Consider the following 23,540-nt stretch of genomic DNA (forward strand, 5'->3'; position numbering starts at 1 on the left):
TAGGAGAGGAACAGTGGCACTTACCCACGCGCTAGAACAAATTCTATACATGATCTCATCATCGCTTTACCTGCCGGTATTGCTGATTGTCACGTTGTTGGCCGCTTATTCGGTCTATACCTGCGGCCGGCTGGCCCAGGAATGGTTGGAGCGGCGCAAAGCCGGTTCACGCACCGTGCGCCTGTTCAATCTCGATCTGGCCGTCACGCTGGGTCGCCAGCAACGCGCTAACGCCGCGCCGCTGGACGTAGAACTGGAGTTGCTGCTGCAAACCCATGAACATCGGCAACTGGTCAAGCTCGACCAAATCCGTTTCGTGATCAAACTCGGCCCGGCGCTGGGTTTGATGGGCACCTTGATTCCGATGGGCATTTCGCTGGCGGCCTTGGCCCAAGGCAATATCCCCAGCATGGCCAGCAGCATGGTCACCGCGTTTACCGCTACCGTCACCGGTTTGGGCTGCGGCGTGATTACTTATCTGGTGGCACTGGTACGCGAGCAATGGCTGCGCGCTGACTTTGCCGCGATGCGTCATCAGGCCGAACTGGCTGCCAGCCGGACTCTGGACGCGCCGGATTTGACAATCGAGGAGGACGGCCATGCGCTATCTGAGACGCTCTAGTTTGCATCGCAACAGCGAGCCGCTGGAAGATCCGATTGCCGGCGTCGCCAATCTGTTCGATGCCAGCGTGGTGTTCATCGTCAGCATGATGGTGGCCTTGTTCATGGCCTACAACATGCTGGACCTGATGAATCCGGAATCGACCGTGACGATGACCAAGCAGAACGCCGACGGCACGATGGAAATCGTCAGCAAGAAAGGCTCGCAAATCAAGGTCTCCAAAGTCACCGACCGCAAACTCAGCGGTTCCGGCGAGCGTTTGGGCACCGCATACCGGTTGAACGACGGCAAGGTGGTTTATGTGCCGGAATAAGTATTGGATTTGGTTGCCGGCTCTATTGCTCTGGCTGGCCGCAAGCGTTGCTTTTGCCGAAACGCCGCTCAATCTGAGCCTGATCCTCGGCGATCTGGATTCGCAAACCGCCGTCGCCGCCACTGCCAAACTGCAAAACGATCCGCTATTGCAAGACGTCAAGTTGCGGGTTTATTCCAGCTCCAAACTGGCGCAAGCCGATCAGGCCGAACTGCAACAGTCCAATCTGGTGTTGGCGCAAATCACCGGCCGCGGCATTTTGCGGGAGGGCGGCGAAGTGTTCAAACAGATCGCTGCCAACGGCGGCAAGCTGTATGCGGTCGGTTTGAGTTACGACGCCGATTTCGCCGACTACGGCCTGCAACTGGACAAAGCGCTGCAAGCCTATATGTCGGCCGGCGGCGCCGACAATGCCGCCAACATGATCCGGTTGGCCTTGGCTAAATTCAAAAACGTCCAGGCCGACATTGCGCCGCCGCAAGCCCAACCGGAGATCGGCGCCTTCGATGTGCGCAGCAAGCAATTGTTCGCCGATTTCGACAGCTACCAAAAAGCGTACGCCGGCTACAAAGCAGACCGGCCCTGGATCGCGATTTTGTTTTACCGTTCCTCGGCCCTGTCCGGCCAGACCGATACGGTCAAAACCCTGGCCGAACAACTGGAAGCCAAAGGCTACAACGTACTGCCGGTGTTCGGCTACCCCTACGACAAAACCCTGGAAAAAATGCTGGTCGACGGTAATGGCAAATCCCGCATCGAAGCCATTGCCGCATTGGCCTTGAAGATTGGCGCCAGTCCGGACAAAACCGTGCCGACACTAACCCGTTTGGGCGTACCGGTACTGAATGGCATTGCCTTGAACAACCAAAGCCAGGCGCAATGGACCGACTCGGCCACCGGTCTGGACGTAATGGAGCGCGCTTGGCAAGTGGCCTTGCCGGAATTCGCCGGCGAAATTGCCCCGACCGTGGTCGCCAGCAAGGAAAGCGTGCACGATAAAACCACCGGTCAGGATTTCGTGCGGGAAACGCCGATTCCGGAACGCATCGCCCGCTACGCCGACCGTTTAGACAAGTGGGTGAAATTGCGTAGTACCGGCAACGCCGACAAAAAGGTCGCGCTGCTGTATTACAACTACCCGCCCGGTAAGGAAAACATCGGCGCCTCGTATTTGAACGTGCTGCCGGAATCGCTGCTGCTGATCATGGAACGGATGCGTCAGGAAGGCTATCGCTTGGGCGACGCGCCCAAAGATGGCGATGCCTTGAAAGCCGCCGTGAAAAATCACGGTATCAACCTGGGCAACTGGGAACCGGGCGCGATTGCCGAAGCCGCCGCCAGCGGCCGCGCGGTGTTGTTGCCGATCGAAGATTACCAAAAATGGTTCGCCGGGTTACCCGAAACCTTTAAAGCCGCCATGCTCAAGTCTTGGGGCAAACCGGAAGACAGCAAAATCGGCGCCTGGACTGACGCCAAGGGCAAGCGCTTTTTGATCCTGCCAGCGCTGCAATACGGCAATTTATTGCTGGCGCCGCAACCCTCGCGCGGCTGGGAGCAGGACGTCAAAAAGCTCTATCACGACGTGACCATGCCGCCGCACCATCAATATGTGGCGTTTTACTTGTGGCTGCAAAAAGGCTACCGCGCCGACGCGATGATCCATCTGGGTACCCATGCCACCCACGAATGGCTGTCCGGCAAGGAAGTCGGTTTCACCGCCGCCGATCCCGGCGAAATTTTGATGGCCGACGTGCCGCAGATTTATCCCTACATCATGGACGACGTCGGCGAAGCCTTGCAGGCCAAGCGCCGGGCTATGGCGACCATCATTTCGCACATGACGCCGCCGCTGGACAAGGCCGATTTGAACCCGGAACTGGCCAAACTGGCCGGTTTGCTGGACGACTACAACGTCGCCGCCCAAAAAAGCGAGCAACTGGCGAAGATTCGTCTGGACGAGATCAACCAGATCGCCGGCAAGGCTGGACTGTTGAAAGACCTGAAAATGGAACGGGCCGAAGACGAGGAACAACTGGAGGAACTGGAACATTATTTAAAGGAAATTCGCGAGAAAAAGGTGCCGATGGGTTTGCATACCTTTGGTAAGGCGCCGGACGACGCGGCCAGACAGCGTTTCGCCGAAGCCATCGTCGCCCGCGATCCCAAGCTGAAAGGCGAGGCGTTGAAACAAAAAGTCCAGGCTACGGCCAAATTGCTGGCCGACAGCGCCAACGCCGAAATGAACGCGCTGATGGATGCGTTGGCCGGCCGCTACATCCCGGCCGGCAGCGGCGGCGATCCGTTACGCAACCCGGACGCCTTGCCGACCGGTAAGGATTTGTACGGTTTCGATCCGTCGCGGATTCCCAGCGAAGCGGTGTACAACGAAGGCGCGCGCCTGGCCGAGCAAGTGGTCGCCGATTTCAAAAAGCAGCACGGCCATTATCCGGAACGTCTGGTGTTCAATTTGTGGGGCGTGGAAAGTTCGCGCCACGAGGGCGTGATGGAAGCCGAGATCATGCATCTGCTCGGCGTCAAACCGCATTGGGACGAGCGCGGCCGCACCCAGGGTGTGGACGTAATTGCCCGCGAACAATTGGGTCGGCCGCGGGTCGATGTCACCATCATTCCGTCCGGCTTGTACCGCGACCTGTTCGCTTCGGTTATCAAATTGCTGGACCAGGCCGAAACCAAGGCCCAGGAACAAGATGAACCGGATAATCCGTTGCGTCGGCATATCCAGGAAACCCAGGCCGAATTGGTCAAGCGCGGCTTGAAGCCCGAGGAAGCGTTGGACATGGCCTCGGCCCGCTTGTTCAGCGTACCGTCCGGCGCTTACGGCACCAATCTGGACCGGGCGATTCCGCTGTCCAACACCTGGACCGACGAGAAGCAACTGGCCGATGTGTTCTTCAATCGCATGCACCATGTCTATGGTCGCGGCCATTGGGGTGAAGCAGCCAGCAAAGACGCGACACTGGCGGTGGATTTGTTCAAATTGTCTTTGAAAGACACCGACGCGGTGATTCATAGCCGCTCCAGCAACATTTACGCCTCGCTGGACGGGGACGACTTTTTCCAATATCTGGGTGGTACCGCGATGGCGGCGCGGCAAGTCAACGGCAAGACGCCGGAAGTGCTGGTCGCCGATTTGTCCGATCCCACTGCCGCTAAAACCGAAACCTTGGAGCGTTATCAAGGCCGGGAAATGCAAGCCCGCTACCTGAACCCGAAATGGATCGAATCCATGTTGAAGGAAGGTTACTCTGGTGCACGCTTCATCAATATGGTCGCCGAAAATCTTTGGGGCTGGCAGGTGACGGTGCCGGAGGCGGTCGGCGCCGAGAAGTGGCAAGCCATGTACGAGACCTACGTCGAAGACAAATACCAGCTCGACATCCAGAAAAAGTTCGAGCAGGCCGACAATCTGCTGGCTTATCAAGCCATGGTGGATAGGATGCTGGTGGCGGTGAACAAAGGCTATTGGAAAGCCGATCCGGCGGTGAAAGCCAAGCTGGAACAAGTTAACAAGGAAGTGATTGCCAAAGCCGGCGTGGCTTGCAACAAGGACACTTGCAGCAGCCCGGAAATCACCAAGCTCGCGGAGCAACAGGATGCTGCCAAAGCCGCTAAGGCTGCCGCGCCGGGGGCGCAAGCCCAGCCACCGGCACCTGCAGCGGCTGAACCGCCAGCGCAGCCAACTCAATCTCAACAGCCACCACCTGCTCAGCAACCGCAGGCCCAAGCGCAAGCAGCACCGAATGCCGCCAAGCCTTTGGAAGGCTATGAAATGGAAGAGAAAAAAGCCGCCAGCGAGAGCACTGAACAGCAACAAACCTTGAGTTCGGCGCAAAGCTGGTGGTTGAGTTTCGCGATCTTGCTGATCTTTGTTGCCGGTTATCTGCGCGGCAGTTGGGAACAGCGGAAAGACAAAGCCTAGCGCTTGGCTGGAAAAACCCTGGCCTCCTTGTTACCGCGAGGGCGGTAACCCTGGAAATTCGGCAGCCATCATTCCCGCTTTAGTAGGGATGATAGCTGCACGTAATTTAGGGGGCTAACTTAGTCCCGATATGAATAACAGCGTGGCGCCTCAGGGGGAAAGTCAAGTAGGGGCCTGCTCTTGATGTAAGAAGAATTAAAAATAAATCTAACATGACCATGAAGCGCCGTTTTTTAAAGGTGCATTACCGGAGGAATCGACTTTGTCTCGTTTACACGTAATAACGCTGTTGGCCCTGGCCAATTTGGCTTACAGCAATCAAATCCTGGCAGAAGATAGCGATCAAAGCGCCGTGGGGCCAGCCGAAACCGCTAAGACCGACAATCCGGCCAGCAACGATGAGTCGCTGGGCACGATGGTGGTGACCGCCACGCGCTCGGAAATCAGTGCATCAATGGCGCCGGCCAATGTCAGTGTCATCACCACCGAAAATACCGAAAACCGCCTGACCCAACGTATCGGTGACGCCTTGAAGGATGTGCCGGGGGTGTATTTGCGTGGTAGTGCTTATGGCACCAGCTTCCCAGGCTCCAGTGTTAGCTCGTCTGCATTCCATGGCATTAGCGGTACGAATCGATCTTTATTTTTAGTGGATGGGCTGCCGGTAAACAATGCCAATTCAGGGCTGGTTGATTGGAATATCCTGAATATGGACGACGCTCAGCAAGTGGAATATGTCCCTGGACCCTTTTCAGCGCTGTACGGTAGCGGCGCAATGGGCGGCGTACTGAATGTGATCTCCAAAGTACCCACTAAACGCGAAGGGCGCTTGTCATTTGGCGCCGGTGGCGCGGCTGTTGATCAATGGGGCATCAAGGGCCGTTACCGGGATCGTTTTGAAAACGGTTTAGGTATTTCGGTGACGTTTAACCATATGGATAGTGATAACTGGGCGGTGTCGGATTATGTGACGGCTTCGCCGACGAGCTTTACGCCATCAGCCACCGCGATACCGAACGCCACGATAAGAGCGAACACGGCTACCGCGTTAAGAAACGCCTCGACACCGGTATTCGGTGCCATTCCGACCGCAACCACCCAAGGTGGCTCGACCTACATCATAGGCGACAAAGGGGAACGCCCTTGGGAGCAGAACACCGCTTCCTTGCATCTCTATTACGATTTGACTGATAGCACCGAGATTGATGGCGGGATGAGCTGGAGCCGCAGCGAAACCAGCGCAGGGACGTTTAACAGTTATTTGACCACTGCCGGAGGCTCGCCAATTGCAATCGCTAACGGAAACCCCACTGTCAATTCAGTCGCCAGCGTGGCCGGCCTGGCGCAAAGCAACAACTTGAATTTGAATGGCCAACGTCTTTCCGTCTACGAACAGCAGTTATTACATTTCCTGCCTTCCGTGGAAGATACGCGGCGATATTTTGCGCACCTGAAACATGATTTTGGGCATGACGTGAAATTGAATGTCGATTTTCAATACATGGATCACGAGACTTATTCGCCTAGCCCAAACAGTGCGGCGTTCGACGATACCTTAAGCGGTGGCAGAGGCCAGTTAACCGTCACGCCTAGCCAACGGATCGACGGTAATGTGGCATTGCGCTTCCCGTTTTTGTGGGATCAACGTAACTTTGTCACGGTCGGTTTTGGCGCAAACCACAACAATTTGGAAGGCCAAAAACGTTTGGCCTTGAGTAATTGGCAAGATTGGTCCTCAGTGACGAATACTGTTTACGATGGCAAGGGCGAGTCGAGTATTTACTCCGCCTTTATTCAGGACGAAATTTGGTTGCGTAAAAACTTGATTGCTCATCTTGGCGTTCGTTATGACGACTGGTCAACTTCCGGTTCCATCGTACAAAAGGCTACTGTCACTTCCACGGGTACCACCACTAACCTGACGCAAACATACAGCGAACGTTCCGTGTCGCAATTTAATCCCAAATTCAGTTTGACCTGGTTGCCGGCGGATGGCTACAAGTTGTTTGCTTCAACCGGTTGGGCATTCCGTCCACCCACCAACTCGGATTTGTATTCGACATCGCAAACGGCTAGCGGCAGTGTTTTTACCTTGACGCAAGCCGGGCCGAATCTGAAACCGGAAACCATGTATTCATGGGAAGTAGGCGGAGAGGCAACACCGATTGAGGGTACAACGATTGCCGCCTCGTATTTTCACCATTACATTTCTGATTTGATTTACCGTAAAGATACGACATTAAGCGCAACCAATCGGCTTCAGGAGCGGCAAAATGCGGGTGAAGCGGAGGTTGAAGGCGTGGAGGCCAAATTAAGGCAGAAATTGTATTGGGACTGGCTGCATTTTACGGGAACCTACACCTTAAACGACTCGATAATTACCAAGAACGAGGCGAATCCGCTGTCGGTTGGCAAACAGATGGTGTTGTTGCCGGAGACCATGTTCAGTGGCGGCTTGGATGTCAAATATGAGCATTGGAGCGGTGGCATTATTGGGCGCTATGTCAGCCAGCAGTATACGAACGACCAAAATCTGGATCAAAGGGCCGGCGTCCCAGGGAGTTACGACCCTTATTTTCTGGTCGATACCCGTATTGCTTATCAAGCGACGAAAAATATCGATCTGTCGTTTTCGGTGAATAATCTGTTGGATCGGGAATATTCCTCTTTTTACCAACAAGCCGGCCGCACCGTTTACGGGGAAGTGTCTTACAGCTTTTAATGTGCGTGACTGTCGCCTCCGGCGCAATCTGCTCCGGATATTCGGTTTGCGAGTATCCGGAGTAATGGCTATTGGTAGTTTATAGTCCTCGCTTAGCGTGCACAGTTCACAAAAATTGGCAATGTAAGCGCCGGCTTTGCTGTCTTCATCTGTTCTTAATCTTTTCCTAATCAAGACTTAAACATTGCTCTCTAGAATCAACTCATAGATGAATTATTCTCGATCAAGGGGATTTATGTTTAGAGTGGCAAGTGTCGTTGTAATGAGTTTGTTGGTTTCGCCAATAGCCATCGCTGACGGGCATGGGCGAGGTCATCACAAACATCACCACCATGACCGGTACGTCGAGGTCGAGCGGGTGTATGTACCGGGGAGGGTTACGCAGTACGTCCCGGCACCGCCGCCCGCGCCGCGCTACGACCGATACGACCAACGCTCCACTCAGGGCTTGGTAGGTGGCGCGTTAGGCAGTGCGGCGGGTTACGAGATGAGTAGAGGCGATCCGTTGGGAGCCGGCATCGGTGCCGCCGCCGGCGCCTGGATCGGCAACAGTATGAGCCGTTAATCAGCTACCGCCAATCAATTAACCGGTTTTGAATTTTTGGATGACTCATGCGACAGGAGGACAAAATGAGAATAAAAAATGGTAAAAAATATCAACAAGAACAGTACAGTAGAGTAGAAAAGTTTTTGAATGTATTGTTGTTTTTTGTCGTTGCCTACTATAGCTACTATGTGTTGTCTTTCTCCCAAATGGGGGCTTGAGACCACTGGCGGTTGCGGTTTATTGGCCGTTTGCGTTCCTGCCATACAGTCCGGATAAGCAAACGCTAGATCGAATTAGAACCCTGCAAGTCCCAGACTTGCAGGGTTTTTTATTGCCGGTTGTTGGGCAATATCGAAGATACATCTAAAAATCGTAATTCCGGAACAAACTGCCCATCGATCCGTTCTCCACGACACGGGGGCTTCGGATATTCAATCCCAGCCCTTGATTGTGCTGGCTGCGCTTAGTTTATTCATAACCTGTTCAAGCCGTTGACAAGGCCGGACCCAACTGATAGCTTTGCTGTCTGGCACTCACCAATATCGAGTGCTAACGGAATTTGGGGGATGACGTGGCTGGCGGACAAGATTTAAACGAAAGATCGCTGTATTTATTAAAAACCTTGGTTGAGCGTTATATCCAGGACGGCCAGCCTGTTGGTTCGCGTTTGTTATCTAAAGATCCGCAGTTAAAGCTGAGCCCCGCCAGCATTCGCAATGTGATGGCGGATCTGGAAGAGATGGGTTTGATCCATTCCCCGCACACATCCGCCGGCAGAGTCCCGACCGTGAGCGGCTATCGTTTATTTGTCGACAGTTTGTTAACCGTCAAGCCGCTGGCATCCAGCGAATTGGATCAACTGCAACATGGCCTGAAAGGGGAGGCGGATAAAGCCAGTGACGTGTTGAATAAGGCTTCCAAATTATTGTCCGACGTAACGCGGATGGCCGGCGTGGTGACTTTGCCGCGCAGAGAAAGCGTCACCTTGCGGCACATCGAATTTCTGCCTATGTCCAATACCCGGGTGTTGGTGATTTTCGTCACCGACGACCAGGAAGTGCACAATAAAATCATTCATACCCACAAGCAATTCAGTCCTGCGGAATTACAACAGGCAGCCAACTATTTGAATTCGGTTTATTCCGGCCGCAGCTTGGCGAAAATTCGCGATTTGGTGGTGCGGGAGATGGAGCTCGATCAGCGGCAGGTCAATCAAGGCATGATGGACGCGGTGAACATGGCGCAGCTCACCTTCAGCGAACAACCCAACGACGACTATGTGTTGAGCGGCGAAACCAATCTAATGGGCTTTTCCGAGTTGTCGGATATGGAACGACTCAAACAGTTGTTCGAAGCTTTTAGCCAAAAGCGCGGCGTCATTCATTTATTGGATCAGTGTCTACAGGCCGAAGGCGTGCAGATTTTTATCGGTGAAGAGTCCGGCTATAGCGCATTCGATCATTGCAGCCTGGTGACGGCGCCTTATTCGGTGAATGACGAAGTGGTGGGGGTGTTGGGCGTGATCGGCCCCACCCGAATGGCGTATGAAAAAGTGATTCCGTTCGTGGATGTGACGGCAAAATTATTGGGCGCGGCCTTGAATCCCAAATAAATGGCCCTATCGTTAGGCCAACTAAAAAATTTAGAACCATGGAGTAAGTAATGAGTCATCAGCAATCGAGCCACGAACCCCAATCGGATAGCGATTTGATCGCCGAAGTTTTGGAACAGACCAAGCCAATCGACGCCGACGAACAGTCAACCGAAGCCTCTGGTGCCGCCCCAGTCACTGTGGAAGCCTTGCAGGAACAATTGGAGCAGGCCCAGCAACAAGCTGCTGCGAATCTGGATAAAGCCATCCGCACGATGGCCGAGATGGAAAATTTAAAAAAGCGCGTGCAAAAAGACTTGGACGACGAACGCAAATACGGTCTGGCCAAATTTGCGAAAGAACTGCTGAGTGTTCTGGATAGTTTGGAATTAGGCCTGCAAGCGGCAACCGGCGATAGCCCGGAGATAGTGAAACTACGCGAAGGCAGTGAATTGACCATCAAGCAATTCGAGTCGGTATTTGCCAAATTTAATATCGAAACCGTCGACCCCATCGGTCAAGCATTCAATCCGGAATTGCACCAGGCGATGGTCATGCAGCCAAGTGCCACCGCCCAACCCAATACCGTATTAAACGTCTTCCAAAAAGGCTATGTGTTGAACGGCCGTTTATTGCGCCCTGCCATGGTGGTGGTGGCGAAAGCCGAGGACAAACCTGCCGATAGCGCAAAAATCGATGAGCAGGCTTGAAATTAAGACGATCAACCGCATATCGCTAACAACTTTTTAATTTATTACCAATTCAAGTCTGGAGAATATCAATGGGCAAAATGATCGGCATCGATTTAGGAACCACCAACTCCTGCGTCGCAGTCCTGGAAAACGGCACCGCGCGGGTTATCGAAAACAGCGAAGGCGCGCGCACCACGCCTTCCATCATCGCCTTCACCGGCGACAACGAAGTATTGGTCGGCCAGTCCGCCAAACGTCAGGCGGTTACCAACCCTGAGAATACTTTGTTCGCGATCAAACGCTTGATCGGCCGCCGCTTTAAAGAAGACGCGGTACAAAAAGACATCAAAATGGTGCCTTACAAAATTATGGAAGCCAACAACGGCGACGCTTGGGTGGAATGCCACGGTAAAAAAATGGCGCCGCCCGAAGTGTCATCGCGGGTGTTGATGAAGCTGAAAAAAGACGCAGAAGCCTTCTTGGGCGAAGAAGTCACCGAAGCGGTTATCACCGTACCGGCTTACTTTAACGATTCACAACGTCAAGCGACCAAAGACGCCGGCCGCATCGCCGGTCTGGATGTCAAACGCATCATCAACGAGCCGACTGCGGCTGCGCTGGCGTTTGGTATGGACAAACCCAAAGGTGACACCACCATCGCGGTCTATGACTTGGGCGGCGGTACCTTCGATATTTCCATCATCGAAATTGCTGAAATCGAAGGCGAGCACCAGTTCGAAGTATTGGCCACCAACGGTGATACCTTCTTGGGCGGTGAAGACTTTGATTTGCGCATCATCGACTTCCTGGCCGGCGAATTTAAACGCGACAGTGGCATCGATCTGCACAACGATCCATTGGCGTTGCAACGTCTGAAAGAAGCGGCAGAAAAAGCCAAAATTGAATTGTCCTCAGCTGAGCAAACCGACATCAATCTGCCGTACATCACCGCCGACGCATCCGGTCCGAAACATTTGAACGTGAAACTGACCCGCGCCAAACTGGAGTCGCTGGTTGACGAGTTGATCGAAAGAACCAAAGGCCCTTGCTTGCAAGCGATTAAGGACGCCGGTATTTCGACTTCTAAAATCAACGACGTAATTCTGGTGGGCGGTCAAACCCGCATGCCGAAAGTGCAAGCCTTCGTCAAAGAACTGTTCGGTAAAGAGCCGCGTAAAGACGTTAACCCTGATGAAGCGGTAGCCTTGGGTGCGGCGATTCAAGCCGGCGTATTGGGCGGCGATGTTAAAGACGTATTGTTGTTGGACGTAACACCACTGTCTTTGGGTATCGAAACCCTTGGCGGCGTGATGACCAAATTGATCGAGAAAAACACCACGATCCCGACCAATGCTTCGCAAACCTTCTCGACTGCGGACGACAATCAAACCGCGGTGACCGTGCATGTATTGCAAGGCGAACGGGAAGTGGCTGCCGGTAATAAATCCTTGGGTCGTTTTGACTTGCAGGACATTCCGCCGGCACCACGCGGTATTCCGCAAATCGAAGTGTCGTTCGACATCGACGCCAACGGTATCTTGAACGTATCGGCGAAAGACAAAGCTACCGGCAAAAAACAATCCATCGTGATTAAAGCCTCCAGCGGTTTGTCGGACGACGAAGTCGAACGCATGATCAAGGACGCCGAAGCGCACGCGGACGAAGACCGCAAACTGAAAGAACTGGTGTCCGCGCGTAACTCCGCTGAAGGCATGATTCACGCCACCGAAAAGTCGCTGAAAGAACTGGGCGATCAAGTAGCCGGCGACGAAAAATCGGCCATCGAATCGGCGATCAAAGACCTGCAAGCAGTGCTCAAATCCGACGACAAAGATGCAATTGAAGCCAAAACCCATGCCTTGACCGAGTTGTCCGGCAAATTGGCGGAGCGCGTTTACGCACAGAAAGGTGCGGAAGGCGGTGCTGAGGGCGGTCATGCCGCAGGCGCGGCGGAAGCTGCCGCGGAGCATGACCACAACGTGGTCGATGCGGAATTTGAAGAAGTTAAGGACGATAAGAAATAAGGTGTAGGGCGGATGGCTGTCAGTCAAGCCATAAGTTGTAAACATAAGCGGAATGCTTAGTAGCTTCCGCTTTATGTGTGTACCAATATAACTGAATATTAACGAAATGAATTCAGAAGTTGAAATCAATGGAAGATTGGAAAAATGTGAGTTTATTTTTTCCAGGAAATCGCCGATTGCAATAACTGGCCCGGGTGGACCGGAGTCTTGGCAACAGAATAATTACGATGCGAGAGTCATTTCGCCAAATGTAAGAGCCCCTGGGAAATACACTATTTATCACAACGGAAAGCGCTTGGTTTTCGAGGCCGTACGACCTTATATACCCGATGGAATGTTAGGTTATGTTTTGGAGTCGACAGACTAGTCCGGTAGGGCGCAATAACCAACGGGCATTGCGCCGTATTAAGCCCTCTTAGGTCAGATTAGTCATGTAGGGTACTCACACCGCGGACCTTTTGCAAACGATGGGCTTCCTGGCGTCAGCCCATCCTACATTGAATAAACCGAATTCGGCAGAAATACAGGCAAGACCGGCAATGCCAAAACTATACGAATATTTCGGTTTAATTGTGATGTTTTATGCCAATGAACACGAACCCGTTCATGTTCACGGCAAATGCCAGGGGCGGGAAGCGAAGGCCGAAATTATTCTGGTAGATGGGCGAGTTGATAGTGTTCGTTATATTACAGTCTCCGGCCGTGAAATGTTATCCGAGCGTGAGATGCAATATTTCCGCGAAATTGTCACGGCTCGTGTTAATGACATTGTGCAAAAATGGATCGATTATTTTGTTTGGCATAAATCGATTCGACCAGAACGCATTTGTACGAGGTTGAAATGAATCAAGTTGTTAATATTTGTAGCGCCGAGCAGATCGATTCGTATCTTTTGCGCTTAAAATTTGATGATGGCAAGGAGCAGATTATCGACTTCAAGGGATTTTTGATGCGTTCCCCGCACCCTGATATTCGAGCTTACCTCGATTCGGCGAAATTTTCCGATTATCGTATCGAGTACGGGGAATTGGTGTGGGGCGATTATGAATTATGTTTTCCGATGATCGATTTGTATATGAATCGTTTGGAACACGGTACTTATATTGAATCGGCAGCGTAGATTTATGAATAATTGGTTAGACTTGGCGGAAACCAGAGCAGAAGAGATCGATGCCGGCATCGTTGAATTGATACCTTCCGAAATAATGTCGCTCAAAGCAAGTGAGTTGTTGAGTTTTCAGCGAGATCAACAGGCATTATTGCCGCCAAAGTTTAGCGAGCCAATAAAGGCCGAATATAGAAAGTAAAAATAAATAGATAAATTAATCAAGTGACTCAAGACATTTAAATGGCCGCAAAAGAAGATTTTTACAAACTGCTGGAACTGGATCGCAACGCCAGCGAAGCCGAGATTAAGAAGAGCTATCGCAAGATGGCGATGAAATTTCATCCCGACAGAAACAAGGATAATCCGGAAGAAGCGGAGAAGAAATTCAAGCTGGTCAAGGAAGCATACGAGATTTTATCCGACCCAAAAAAACGCGCGGCTTACGATCAATTCGGTCATGCCGGCGTCGATTCGTCTATGGGCGGCGGTCGTGGCGGCTTTAGCGGGGCGGAGAATTTTAGCGATATTTTCGGTGATGTGTTCGGCGATATTTTCGGTGGCGGTCGGCAGCAACGCAGCAGCGTGCAACGCGGTGCTGATTTACGCTACAACCTGGAATTAACCCTGGAAGAAGCCGTTGGTGGCACCGAAGCGACCGTCAAGGTGCCGGTTCTGGTGGCTTGCGTTGAGTGTAACGGCAGCGGCGCCAAAAAAGGTAGCAGCCCGGTCACCTGTAATACCTGTCATGGGCACGGCCAGGTCAGGATGCAGCAAGGCTTCTTCTCTGTGCAACAAACCTGTCCCACCTGTCGCGGCACGGGCAAGCAGATCAAAGATCCTTGTCCGAAGTGCTACGGTCAAGGCCGCGTGCAGGAAACCAAAACCCTCAACGTCAAAGTGCCGGCCGGCGTGGATACTGGCGATCGGATTCGTTTGGCCGGCGAAGGCGAAGCCGGTGCGAACGGCGGTCCGGCTGGGGACTTATATGTACAAGTGCAGGTCAAGGATCATCCGATCTTTACCCGTGATGGTGCCAATTTGTATTGCGAAGTGCCGATCAGTTTCCCCATGGCCTGCTTGGGCGGCGAACTGGAGGTACCTACGCTGGACGGCAAGGTCATGTTGAAAATCCCGCCGGAAACCCAAACCGGACGCATGTTCCGTTTGCGCGGCAAAGGTGTGAAACCGGTCCGGGGCGGTGCAGTCGGCGATCTGTTGTGCAAGGTGCAATTGGAAACCCCGGTACATCTGACCAAAGATCAAAAAGCCATGATCGAGAAGTTGGGCGAATCCTTGTCCGGCGGCGGCAAACATCACAGCCCGCAAGAGCATGGCTGGATGGATGGCGTTAAAAACTTCTTCGATAAATTAACAGGATAAGACATGGTACGGATCGCGGTAGTAGGCGCTTCCGGGCGCATGGGTCTGTGCTTGCTCAAAGCCGCGCTGGCGGCGGAAAATGCTGAGTTGACGGTAGCGGTATCCCGCCCCGATAGCTTGGCACTGGGCAAGGATGCCGGCGAACTGGCTGGTGTGTCAGCGGCAGGTATTAAAGTCTGCGACGACTTGGCTGCTCTGACTAATAAATTTGACGTATTGATCGACTTCACCCGGCCCGATGCGTCGATGGATTACGTCGAAATCTGTCGGCAGGCCGGCAAAAAAATAGTGATAGGGACGACCGGCTATAGCGAGGCGCAAAAAGCCGCGATTGCTGAGGCTGCCCAGGATGTGGCAATAGTCATCGCACCCAATTTCAGCGTCGGCGTCAATCTGTCCTTAAAGTTGCTGGAAATGACCGCCAAGGTGATGGGTGATTACACCGACATCGAAGTAATTGAGGCACATCACCGCCACAAGGTCGATGCGCCATCCGGTACCGCGTTGCGGATGGGCGAGGTAGTTGCTGCAGCCTTGGGGCGCGATTTGAAAGACTGTGCCATCTATGGCCGCGAAGGCGATACCGGCGCTCGCGACCGCAAAACCATCGGCTTTTCCACTATCCGGGCCGGCGATATAGTCGGTGAGCATACCGTGATGTTTGCCGATGAAGGTGAACGAGTGGAAATTACCCATAAAGCCACCAGCCGTATGACCTTCGCCAATGGCGCGGTAAGAGCCGCGGCTTGGTTGGCGGACAAACAAAGCGGCCTGTTCGATATGCAGGATGTGTTGGGTCTGAAAGGCTGATCAGGTCTTAAATTTTGTCTGCACATCGCTGAATCAGCTAAGACTTATATTCGTAGAGGCGTTACCTCGCCTGTCAGTTTATAATGCCGGTAATCCGCAATAACCTGAGCGTGATCGAAAGCCAGCAGGCTGGGCAGATTGTCGAAGTTGAATAAACCAAAGTTTTTAGCATCGTCGGCCGCCATCGGTGTGCCATGCGCTTGCGCCAGGTAGACAGCGGTGACGGTGTGGTTGCGTGGGTCGCGTTGCGGATTGGAGTAAAGGCCCAGCAGTACGGTTAGTTGTACATCCAGACAGGTTTCTTCCTTGGCTTCGCGGATGGCCGCGTGCTCAATCGTTTCGCCGACATCGACAAACCCGCCGGGAACTGCCCAGCCATAGGGCGGATATTTCCGCTCTATCAACACGAAAGGACGCTGGGGGTGGTCGATCAGTTCGATCAAAATATCGGCGGCTAACAAGGGGGTGACGGGCTTTGCCATGGCATTCCTGAAAATGATGAGTTTTAGTGCATTGAAAATAGGCGTGTTCTGCTAAATTTAACCATGTTTTCAAGCCTTGCTGAAATTCTCGATGCTTTTTCCTCGACCAATTAATCATGAATTAATCGGCTTTTCATATCATCCCAGCCGCTTTACACGGCGCTTTTAAAGTCGAATCAAATTTCCAAGAATCAAAACATGAATGAGTTTATTCCCGGCCAACGCTGGATTAGTAATACCGAATCGGAACTCGGTTTGGGTATGGTCATAGACACCGAGTTTAACCGTGTCACCGTGCTATTTTTAGCGACTGGCGACCGCCGGGTTTACGCCAGAGATAACGCGCCGTTGACCCGGGTGCAGTTCAACGAAGGCGACGTGATCGAATCGGCGGATTACGCGAAAATTAGCGTGCAACAGGTGCAACAACACAATGGCTTGTTGACTTACATCGGAGTCGATGAAGACGGTCAGCTGCAACAAATTGATGAGATGGAACTTAACCATCATATTCAATTTAACAAACCGCAAGACCGTTTGTTCACCGGTCAATTCGATCCGACAGCCTGGTTTTTATTACGCTATGAAACCTGGCGACGCCAGCAACAGCACCAACAAGCCGCGACCAAAGGTTTGCAGGGCGCACGGGCTTCGCTGATTCCGCATCAGCTGTATATCGCCCATCAAGCCGCCAGTCGCGCGTTGCCTCGGATTATGCTGGCCGATGAAGTGGGTTTGGGTAAAACCATCGAAGCCGGTTTAATCATCCAGCATCGCTTGATTAACGGCTTAAGCAAGCGGGTGTTGATTTTGGTACCGGAAAGCCTGTTGCATCAATGGTTGGTGGAGATGCTGCGCCGCTTCAATCTGCGCTTCAGCATTTTCGACGAAAGCCGCTGCTTTGCCAGTCCCGACGAGAACCCGTTTCTCAGCGAACAATTAGTGCTGTGCAGCCAGCGCTTCTTTGCCGATTCTCCGCATCGCCAGCAACAAGCCTTGGATGCCGGTTGGGATCTGGTGGTGGTCGACGAAGCGCATCATCTGGAATGGAGCGAAGACGCACCCAGTGCCGATTATCTATTTGTCGAGCAATTAGCCTTGGCGTCCCCCGGCCTGATTCTGTTGACCGCTACGCCCGAGCAATTGGGTAAGGAAAGCCATTTTGCGCGTTTGCGCTTGCTCGATCCGGATCGTTTTTACCGTTTTGAAGAATTCCTGCGCGAAGAAAGCCAGTTTGAGCCGGTAGCCAGACTTGCCAATTTGCTGATTTCCGGCGAAGCGCTGGATGCCGAACAGCAGGAGCAATTGAAAGTTTTATTAAAACAGGACAATGTCGACAAACTGCTGCAACAGGTTAACGACAGCGAAGCCAATGCCCGGGAAGAGTTGATCAAATTGTTGCTCGATCATCATGGCACCGGCCGGATTTTGTTCAGAAACTCTCGGCAAACCGTGCAGGGCTTTCCGGATCGGCAACGCCATGCTTATCCGCTGCAAGGTGAAGACACGGCGGACTTAGCCAACAGTCCTTATCTGCATTGGCTGGTTGCGCAGTTGAAAGCCTTGGGCGACGAAAAGGCCTTATTAATCTGCAAACGTGCGGAGACCGCGATCCAGCTGGAGCAATTGTTGCGGCAGCACGTCGGGCATACCGCCGCGGTGTTTCATGAAGGCATGAGTATCGTCGAGCGGGATAGGGCAGCGGCATTTTTTGCCGACGAAGAGAGCCGGGCGCAAGTGTTGATTTGTTCCGAGATCGGCAGTGAAGGGCGCAATTTTCAATTCGTGCGCCATCTGTTTTTGTTCGATCTGCCGGAAAATCCGGATTTGCTGCAGCAGCGCATCGGTCGTCTGGATCGAATCGGCCAAAAGCATGTGATTCAAATTCATATCCCTTATCTGCTCGACAGTGCGCAGCATGTGCTGTTCCGTTGGTACGACGAAGGATTGGATGCATTCCGGCATAACTGTTCGGGCGCCGCGCAAGTCTTGAAGTTGCTCGGCGATGCGCGTGACAGCGCCTTGCTCAGCCGCGATGCGGCGGCAGTAGAAGCCTTGATCGCCAACACCAAGGCCCTGAACAGCCAGGTTGAAGAGGAATTGCATAAAGGCCGCGATTTGTTGTTGGAGTTAAATTCTTGCCGTCCGCAAGAAGCCGCGCGTTTGGTGGAAGAGATCAGTGCCGGCGAACGCGACGGTAGTTTGTGGCCGTTTATGGAAGCGATGTTCGATTGCTATGGTGTCGATGTGGAAGACCATTCGCGCGATTGCCATATTCTGTGGCCCAGTGAAAATTTGCGCATCGCCCATTTTCCGATGCTGCAGGACGACGGCTTGACGGTAACCATCAATCGCGACATCGCGCTAGCCAGGGAAGACATGCAATTTCTCACCGCCGAACATCCTATGGTGTTGTCGGCCATGGATTTGGTGCTATCCAGCGAGACCGGCAATGCCGCCGTCAGCGTGGTCAAACACCCGCAACTGAAAGCCGGCCAATTCCTGCTGGAACTGTTGTTTGTTGCGGAATGCAGCGCGCCCGCCGAATTGCAAATCGGCCGATTTTTACCGCACACGCCGCTGCGCGTTTTGGTCGATCAAAATAAAAAGGATCTAACGGCTGTTGTTAGCCACGACAGCTTGGTCGAGACTGGCGATAGCTTCGATAAGGCGCAAATCAGCCAGTTTTTGAACAGCCAACGCCAGCATATTCAGGATATGATCAAAGTCGCGGAGCAGTTGGCGGGTGCGCAAATGCAGAAGTTGATAGCGGAAAGCAGTAATCTGATGATAGCCACGCTAACCGGGGAAATCAAACGTCTTGTGCGGCTGAAAAAGATCAATCCCGGCATCAAGGAGCAGGAAATAGAGCAACTCAAGGAAATGACCATGCTCTCGCACGAAAGCATACAGGAAACTCAGTTGCGGCTGGATGCGGTGCGGTTTGTGATTACCAGCTAACTTGCCGACAGCGATTTACGGCGAGCAGGTGCCGTTTGGTGCCGGGATGACGATTAAGCGGTTTTGATCAGCACGGTGGTGTCGTCCAGTTCCACGCATTCAAACATCAGATCGTCGATAGAACCTTCGACGTGGTCTACGTAGTGTAAGCCGCATTCCGAATCGACATGTTGATGTTTCAGAATGCCGTGTACACTGAACGGCGTTCCGGATTCAGGCAATACCATGGTGATTTTAACTTTGCCGGCAACATCGGGACTGATGGGGTCTTGAAGCTTAACCCGGATGCCGCTATAGCTGATGTCCAGAATTTCCGCATTCAGCGAAATTTCCCGGGGTGTTCTGCTATTGAAAATAATGCCGGCCTGCAGGCCTCTAGGTTTTACTCTACGGTGAATTCGTTTTTCGAAACTCATGTGTTGTGGCCTCTGCTGAAGAATCGCGGTAATGCTATTGAGGATTTAGTGTAGGTGCAAAGTCAGTTTTTGCTACTGTGGCGTGCCCATCATGCCATATCTTTTCTATTCATACACCCGTTAATTGCGGGCATAAAATAAGGTTTTTGCATGTTATTTTCAGAATTGGGTTTGTCCGAGCAGCTTCTTAAGGCGGTTGCCGAACAAGGCTATGAAACTCCCACACCGATTCAGGCGCAGGCTATTCCGGTCATTTTGCAAGGCCGCGATGTGCTGGCCGGCGCGCAAACCGGCACAGGTAAAACCGCCGGATTTACCTTGCCTTTGCTGCAGTTGTTGCAAGGACAACCGGTTCCGCAAAAGCCGCGGCCGGTTCGGGTATTGATTTTGACACCGACCCGCGAATTGGCGATGCAGGTTTATGAAAGCGTCAGAACCTATGGCAAGCATTTACCTTTTTTTGCCGAGGCGATTTTTGGCGGCGTCAGTATCAACCCGCAGATTCAGAAGATCCAGCGCGGCACCGATATTGTCGTTGCCACGCCCGGCCGTTTGCTGGATTTGATTCAGCAACAACATCTGGATTTGTCGAAGGTCGAGCATTTCGTACTCGATGAAGCGGACCGAATGCTGGATATGGGTTTTATCCGCGATATTCGTCGAATCATCGCTTTGCTGCCCAATAAACGCCAGAACCTGCTGTTCTCGGCGACCTATGCCCCGGAAATTAGCGCGCTGGCAGAGCAAATCCTCAATGACCCTGTAGAAATCTCGGTCGCAAAGCGCAATGCCGCCGCCGATACCGTCTCGCAACTGGTCTACGGCATTCAGCGCGAATATAAACGCGAATTGCTGTCCTACCTGATAGGTAACGGCCATTGGCAGCAGGTGTTGGTGTTCGTCCGCACCAAGCACGGAGCGGATCGCTTGGCCAAGCAGTTGATCAAGGATGGCATCCGTTGCGCGGCCTTGCACGGTGATAAAAGCCAGGGGGCGAGGGTGAGGGCGCTTGAAGATTTTAAAAGCGGTTCCATTACCGCGTTGATTGCCACCGACATTGCCGCGCGCGGCCTGGACATCGATCAATTACCGCATGTGGTGAACTTCGATTTGCCGCAAGTAGCGGAAGATTATGTGCATCGTATCGGCCGTACCGGCCGCGCCGGCGCTGAAGGCCAGGCAATTTCGCTGGTTGATCCGGAAGAGGCGTACTTGTTGGCTGCCATCGAAAAACTGTTGAAAAGGCAGATTCCGCGAGTCGACGATACCGGCTATCCGAGCGTGTCTTTGGCGGTGACCAATAGCAAGCCGCAGCCGAAACCGGCTCAGCCGAACAAGCCGGCGGCCAGACGGCCGCACAATGGCCGGCCGGGGGAGTCGGCTAAACGAGCGCCGAATTCGCGCAAACCGCGTGCGCAAACGGCCAAGCCCCGCTAATCCGTTTGACGTGTCGTGCCCGGTCATGGGCACGGCAGTCGTCTCTCGCCGAATCTCCGTTTATTCCGCAACCGGCTCCGCAAAAATATGGATTGCCAGCCATATCGACTCAATGTCCGGATGGGTCCAATCCACCCTATGCCGGCAATGCGCTGGAATCAGCAGATAGTCGCCGGGCTTTAGATCGACAGGTGCGGATTGAGCAAATGTCAGTCTGGCTTCGCCTTGTAACAATATTACCCATTCGTCCTGATTTTGATCGTACCACTCGTTTTCGGGGCTGCAATGACCCTTGGAAACGATGCGCTCGATGCGAATAGTAGGCTTGCTAAACAAGGTTTGGCATAATTCTATTGGCAACTGAGCTGGAATGTCTGTAAAAATGCAAGAACTGCTGATATTCATAAAAGCGGGTACATAATAAAAAATTGGGGGAGGGGAATTAAAATGAATAATACGTCTTTTACTGCGTTAATGGCGGTGGTTATCGATAAACTACCGGGGATTATGCAACTGTCGCAACGCAGTTGCGATACTGCTAAATGCGTGGATTTTTTGGCGCCGCTGTTGCTGCGGCTGTATTTGGCACCGGTATTTTGGATGGCGGGTACCAAAAAATTTGCCAATTTTTCCGACACGGCCGAGTGGTTTGGTAATGCTGAATGGGGCTTGGGTTTGCCGGCGCCATATGTGTTGGTGTTTCTGGTCGCGCTATTTGAAATCGTCGGCGCCTTGTTTTTACTGTTAGGTTTTGCCACCCGGCCTATCACTTTGCCATTGATGATCATCATGGTGGTCGCAGCGGTCAGCGCGCATCTCCAAAACGGCTGGTTGGCCATTGCGGCCGGTAGCGGCATTTTTGCCACCGATCGCACGATAGGCGCGATAGAGCGACTGGAGCGGGCCAAGGAAATTTTACAAGTGCAGGGCGACTATCAATGGCTGACCGAGAACGGCGCCTTGGTGATACTGAATAACGGGATAGAGTTTGCCGCCACCTATTTCGTCATGTTGTTGGCTTTGTTTTTCCTGGGCGGCGGCCGGTTTGTCAGTGTGGATTATTGGCTGGCGCGCAAGTATTTGCCTGAACTAACAGCCAGGGCCTGACCACTACAGCCCACACCGAACTGTTGGCACTGATCCATTCGCCGGCCTGTCGATCCGAAACATGACCGATTAGGCCGGCTTCCAGCCATTGCTCAACTTGCGCCTTGTTGTCGCGCGAGAACTGATAAGCCACTTCTACCAGATCCAGATCCTTTGCAACCGAGATTGCCAGACCGGCCGCGAAAAATCGTTGCAACTCGGCCCAGGGAATGGACGAGGTTTCCAAATTCACCTTGGCTTTTTCCAGATCGGGGAGAGAGTCGTTCATTAACATTTTCCGGTTGGGATGTTGTAGTATGCCCAGCTATTTTATCGTAACCCGGTTTATAAAACAGAAGTGAGGATTCATCAATGTCGCTATTGAGTTCATTTAAAAAGCGTTCCACCCTGGACGCGGCGATCAAGCAAGTTGCCCAGGCCCGTAAAAGCGAAGGCAGCAAAGCCGAGCAACTATACAAGGGTGCGTATCAAGGCTTTGCTAATGTCATTGCCGACCATTTGATCGTCTCCGAAGCGCTGTATCACTGGGGATTTGGGCTGTTACACGAAGCCCGGACTCAAGAACCGAAAGCCGCTATTGAAATTTACGAAGATGCCATTTCCAAGTTTTCTTTTTGCTTATTGATTTCGCCTAACTATTTGGGGGCGGCGATAGACGGCGGCGTAGCATTTATGGAATTGGCCCGCATCAGTGCCGAGGCGGCGAAGCCCGACCTTTACGATTTGGCGGAAGATTTTTTCGAGAAGGCCTGCGCCATTCAAAAAGGCAGCGCGGCTTACAATCTGGCCTGCGTTTATGCGTTGCGCGGCGATAACGACGCCTGCTTGGCCGCACTGCAAACCGCCAGGGAATTTGGTAGTTTGCCCGACGAACAAAATATATTGCAAGACGACGATATGGCCGGCGTGATTAATGCCCCTTGGTTCAAGGCGTTTATGGAGGAGGTACGCGCTACGCCGGCCCCGGAAAAAACCAAACTCAAGGATATTGAAATCAATGTCGAGCCGGGCTTCAAGATAGAGAAAAAAGAGGATTTTGATTACTACTCATAAGTTATTAGGCCATTCAAACTTGAATACCCTTGCGGGCCAAGGCTTAGCGGGGTTTTAGGTCTGAATGAGCCAGATTGACCATCTGCGCGGTTTTCCATATAGCCAATCCGTTTTTGTCCGCGGATAGGGGATGAAAGCAAGCTATTTGATGCACGTTGGCATTAATCGGGTTTTTCCATCCCGGTCGTTTGTTGTGCCGGCAAGATGAACTTTGCTAGGAGCCTGTCGGACTTTAGCGCAGTAGATCTAACCGCGACATCGGTTTGGTAAAATAAGGAGGGTCAAAAGATCAGATATACGGAGCCTGTGATGAGTCGATTCATTCCCGTCAACCG

The 23,540-nt window shown here is 52.7% G+C and carries 22 protein-coding genes; 18 read left to right on the plus strand and 4 right to left on the minus strand.

What is annotated here, in order from left to right; all coding sequences use genetic code 11:
* Positions 1-13: 13 nt before the first annotated feature.
* The 14 genes from QLH52_RS22990 to dapB all read left to right on the plus strand — a co-directional run bounded on the left by QLH52_RS22990 (position 14) and on the right by dapB (position 15,749).
* Positions 14-622, plus strand: a complete 609-nt coding sequence (locus QLH52_RS22990) for a MotA/TolQ/ExbB proton channel family protein (protein ID WP_319963097.1) — start codon at positions 14-16, stop codon at positions 620-622.
* Positions 600-935, plus strand: coding sequence for a DUF2149 domain-containing protein (locus QLH52_RS22995; protein ID WP_319963098.1), 336 nt, complete (start codon positions 600-602; stop codon positions 933-935). The genes QLH52_RS22990 and QLH52_RS22995 overlap by 23 nt, the downstream gene beginning before the upstream one ends.
* Positions 922-4,875, plus strand: coding sequence for a cobaltochelatase subunit CobN (locus QLH52_RS23000; RefSeq protein WP_319963099.1), 3,954 nt, complete (start codon positions 922-924; stop codon positions 4,873-4,875). The genes QLH52_RS22995 and QLH52_RS23000 overlap by 14 nt, the downstream gene beginning before the upstream one ends.
* A 262-nt stretch (positions 4,876-5,137) precedes the next feature.
* Positions 5,138-7,597, plus strand: coding sequence for a TonB-dependent receptor (locus QLH52_RS23005; protein ID WP_319963100.1), 2,460 nt, complete (start codon positions 5,138-5,140; stop codon positions 7,595-7,597).
* A gap of 262 nt (positions 7,598-7,859) precedes the next feature.
* Positions 7,860-8,162: a glycine zipper 2TM domain-containing protein gene (locus tag QLH52_RS23010; protein ID WP_319963101.1), complete on the plus strand. Its 303-nt coding sequence runs from the start codon at positions 7,860-7,862 to the stop codon at positions 8,160-8,162.
* 65 nt (positions 8,163-8,227) lie between these two features.
* Positions 8,228-8,362 (plus strand): hypothetical protein, encoded by a 135-nt coding sequence (locus tag QLH52_RS23015; RefSeq protein ID WP_275899126.1) that lies wholly within the window; start codon positions 8,228-8,230, stop codon positions 8,360-8,362.
* Between the two features lie 353 nt (positions 8,363-8,715).
* On the plus strand, positions 8,716-9,756 hold the full coding sequence (gene hrcA / locus QLH52_RS23020) for a heat-inducible transcriptional repressor HrcA (protein ID WP_033155579.1): 1,041 nt from the start codon (positions 8,716-8,718) through the stop codon (positions 9,754-9,756).
* A gap of 50 nt (positions 9,757-9,806) precedes the next feature.
* Positions 9,807-10,445, plus strand: a complete 639-nt coding sequence (gene grpE / locus QLH52_RS23025; protein WP_319963102.1) for a nucleotide exchange factor GrpE — start codon at positions 9,807-9,809, stop codon at positions 10,443-10,445.
* 71 nt (positions 10,446-10,516) lie between these two features.
* Positions 10,517-12,451, plus strand: a complete 1,935-nt coding sequence (dnaK, locus tag QLH52_RS23030) for a molecular chaperone DnaK (protein ID WP_319963103.1) — start codon at positions 10,517-10,519, stop codon at positions 12,449-12,451.
* A 467-nt stretch (positions 12,452-12,918) separates the two neighbouring features.
* Positions 12,919-13,296, plus strand: a complete 378-nt coding sequence (locus QLH52_RS23035) for a DUF4160 domain-containing protein (protein ID WP_319963112.1) — start codon at positions 12,919-12,921, stop codon at positions 13,294-13,296.
* Positions 13,293-13,571 (plus strand): DUF2442 domain-containing protein, encoded by a 279-nt coding sequence (locus QLH52_RS23040; protein ID WP_319963104.1) that lies wholly within the window; start codon positions 13,293-13,295, stop codon positions 13,569-13,571. The genes QLH52_RS23035 and QLH52_RS23040 overlap by 4 nt, the downstream gene beginning before the upstream one ends.
* 4 nt (positions 13,572-13,575) lie before the next feature.
* Complete coding sequence (locus QLH52_RS23045; protein WP_205451009.1) at positions 13,576-13,758, plus strand: hypothetical protein; 183 nt, start codon at positions 13,576-13,578, stop codon at positions 13,756-13,758.
* Between the two features lie 41 nt (positions 13,759-13,799).
* A complete protein-coding gene (gene dnaJ / locus QLH52_RS23050) occupies positions 13,800-14,939 on the plus strand; it encodes a molecular chaperone DnaJ (protein WP_033155573.1) in 1,140 nt (379 codons plus the stop codon).
* Positions 14,940-14,942: 3 nt separating this feature from the next.
* Positions 14,943-15,749 (plus strand): 4-hydroxy-tetrahydrodipicolinate reductase, encoded by an 807-nt coding sequence (gene dapB, locus QLH52_RS23055; protein ID WP_319963105.1) that lies wholly within the window; start codon positions 14,943-14,945, stop codon positions 15,747-15,749.
* Between the two features lie 44 nt (positions 15,750-15,793).
* Here dapB and QLH52_RS23060 read toward each other — a convergent pair whose 3' ends face one another.
* Positions 15,794-16,231 (minus strand): NUDIX hydrolase, encoded by a 438-nt coding sequence (locus tag QLH52_RS23060; RefSeq protein ID WP_319963106.1) that lies wholly within the window; start codon positions 16,229-16,231, stop codon positions 15,794-15,796.
* 198 nt (positions 16,232-16,429) lie between these two features.
* Between QLH52_RS23060 and rapA the strand changes: the two genes are divergently transcribed.
* Positions 16,430-19,192 (plus strand): RNA polymerase-associated protein RapA, encoded by a 2,763-nt coding sequence (rapA, locus tag QLH52_RS23065; RefSeq protein WP_319963107.1) that lies wholly within the window; start codon positions 16,430-16,432, stop codon positions 19,190-19,192.
* A 53-nt stretch (positions 19,193-19,245) separates the two neighbouring features.
* Here rapA and QLH52_RS23070 read toward each other — a convergent pair whose 3' ends face one another.
* Positions 19,246-19,608 carry a PilZ domain-containing protein gene (locus QLH52_RS23070; RefSeq protein WP_033155569.1) on the minus strand — a complete coding sequence of 121 codons (363 nt, stop codon included), beginning with the start codon at positions 19,606-19,608 and terminating at the stop codon, positions 19,246-19,248.
* A gap of 150 nt (positions 19,609-19,758) precedes the next feature.
* Here QLH52_RS23070 and QLH52_RS23075 point away from each other — a divergent pair, with 150 nt between their 5' ends.
* Complete coding sequence (locus tag QLH52_RS23075; RefSeq protein WP_319963108.1) at positions 19,759-21,045, plus strand: DEAD/DEAH box helicase; 1,287 nt, start codon at positions 19,759-19,761, stop codon at positions 21,043-21,045.
* Between the two features lie 60 nt (positions 21,046-21,105).
* Here QLH52_RS23075 and QLH52_RS23080 read toward each other — a convergent pair whose 3' ends face one another.
* A complete protein-coding gene (locus QLH52_RS23080; RefSeq protein ID WP_319963109.1) occupies positions 21,106-21,450 on the minus strand; it encodes a cupin domain-containing protein in 345 nt (114 codons plus the stop codon).
* 42 nt (positions 21,451-21,492) lie between these two features.
* Between QLH52_RS23080 and QLH52_RS23085 the strand changes: the two genes are divergently transcribed.
* Entirely contained in the window at positions 21,493-22,152 is a 660-nt protein-coding gene (locus QLH52_RS23085; RefSeq protein WP_319963110.1) for an HvfX family Cu-binding RiPP maturation protein, read from the plus strand.
* Here QLH52_RS23085 and QLH52_RS23090 read toward each other — a convergent pair.
* Positions 22,094-22,420, minus strand: a complete 327-nt coding sequence (locus QLH52_RS23090; protein WP_319963111.1) for a DUF2288 domain-containing protein — start codon at positions 22,418-22,420, stop codon at positions 22,094-22,096. The two genes, QLH52_RS23085 and QLH52_RS23090, sit on opposite strands and share 59 nt — an antisense overlap.
* Positions 22,421-22,503: 83 nt before the next feature.
* On the opposite strand from QLH52_RS23090, the gene QLH52_RS23095 reads away from it, so the two are divergent.
* Positions 22,504-23,205: a TPR end-of-group domain-containing protein gene (locus QLH52_RS23095; protein ID WP_205451005.1), complete on the plus strand. Its 702-nt coding sequence runs from the start codon at positions 22,504-22,506 to the stop codon at positions 23,203-23,205.
* Positions 23,206-23,540 lie beyond the last annotated feature (335 nt).

The sequence above is a fragment of the Methylomonas defluvii genome, assembly GCF_033949435.1.
Classification (GTDB): domain Bacteria; phylum Pseudomonadota; class Gammaproteobacteria; order Methylococcales; family Methylomonadaceae; genus Methylomonas; species Methylomonas defluvii.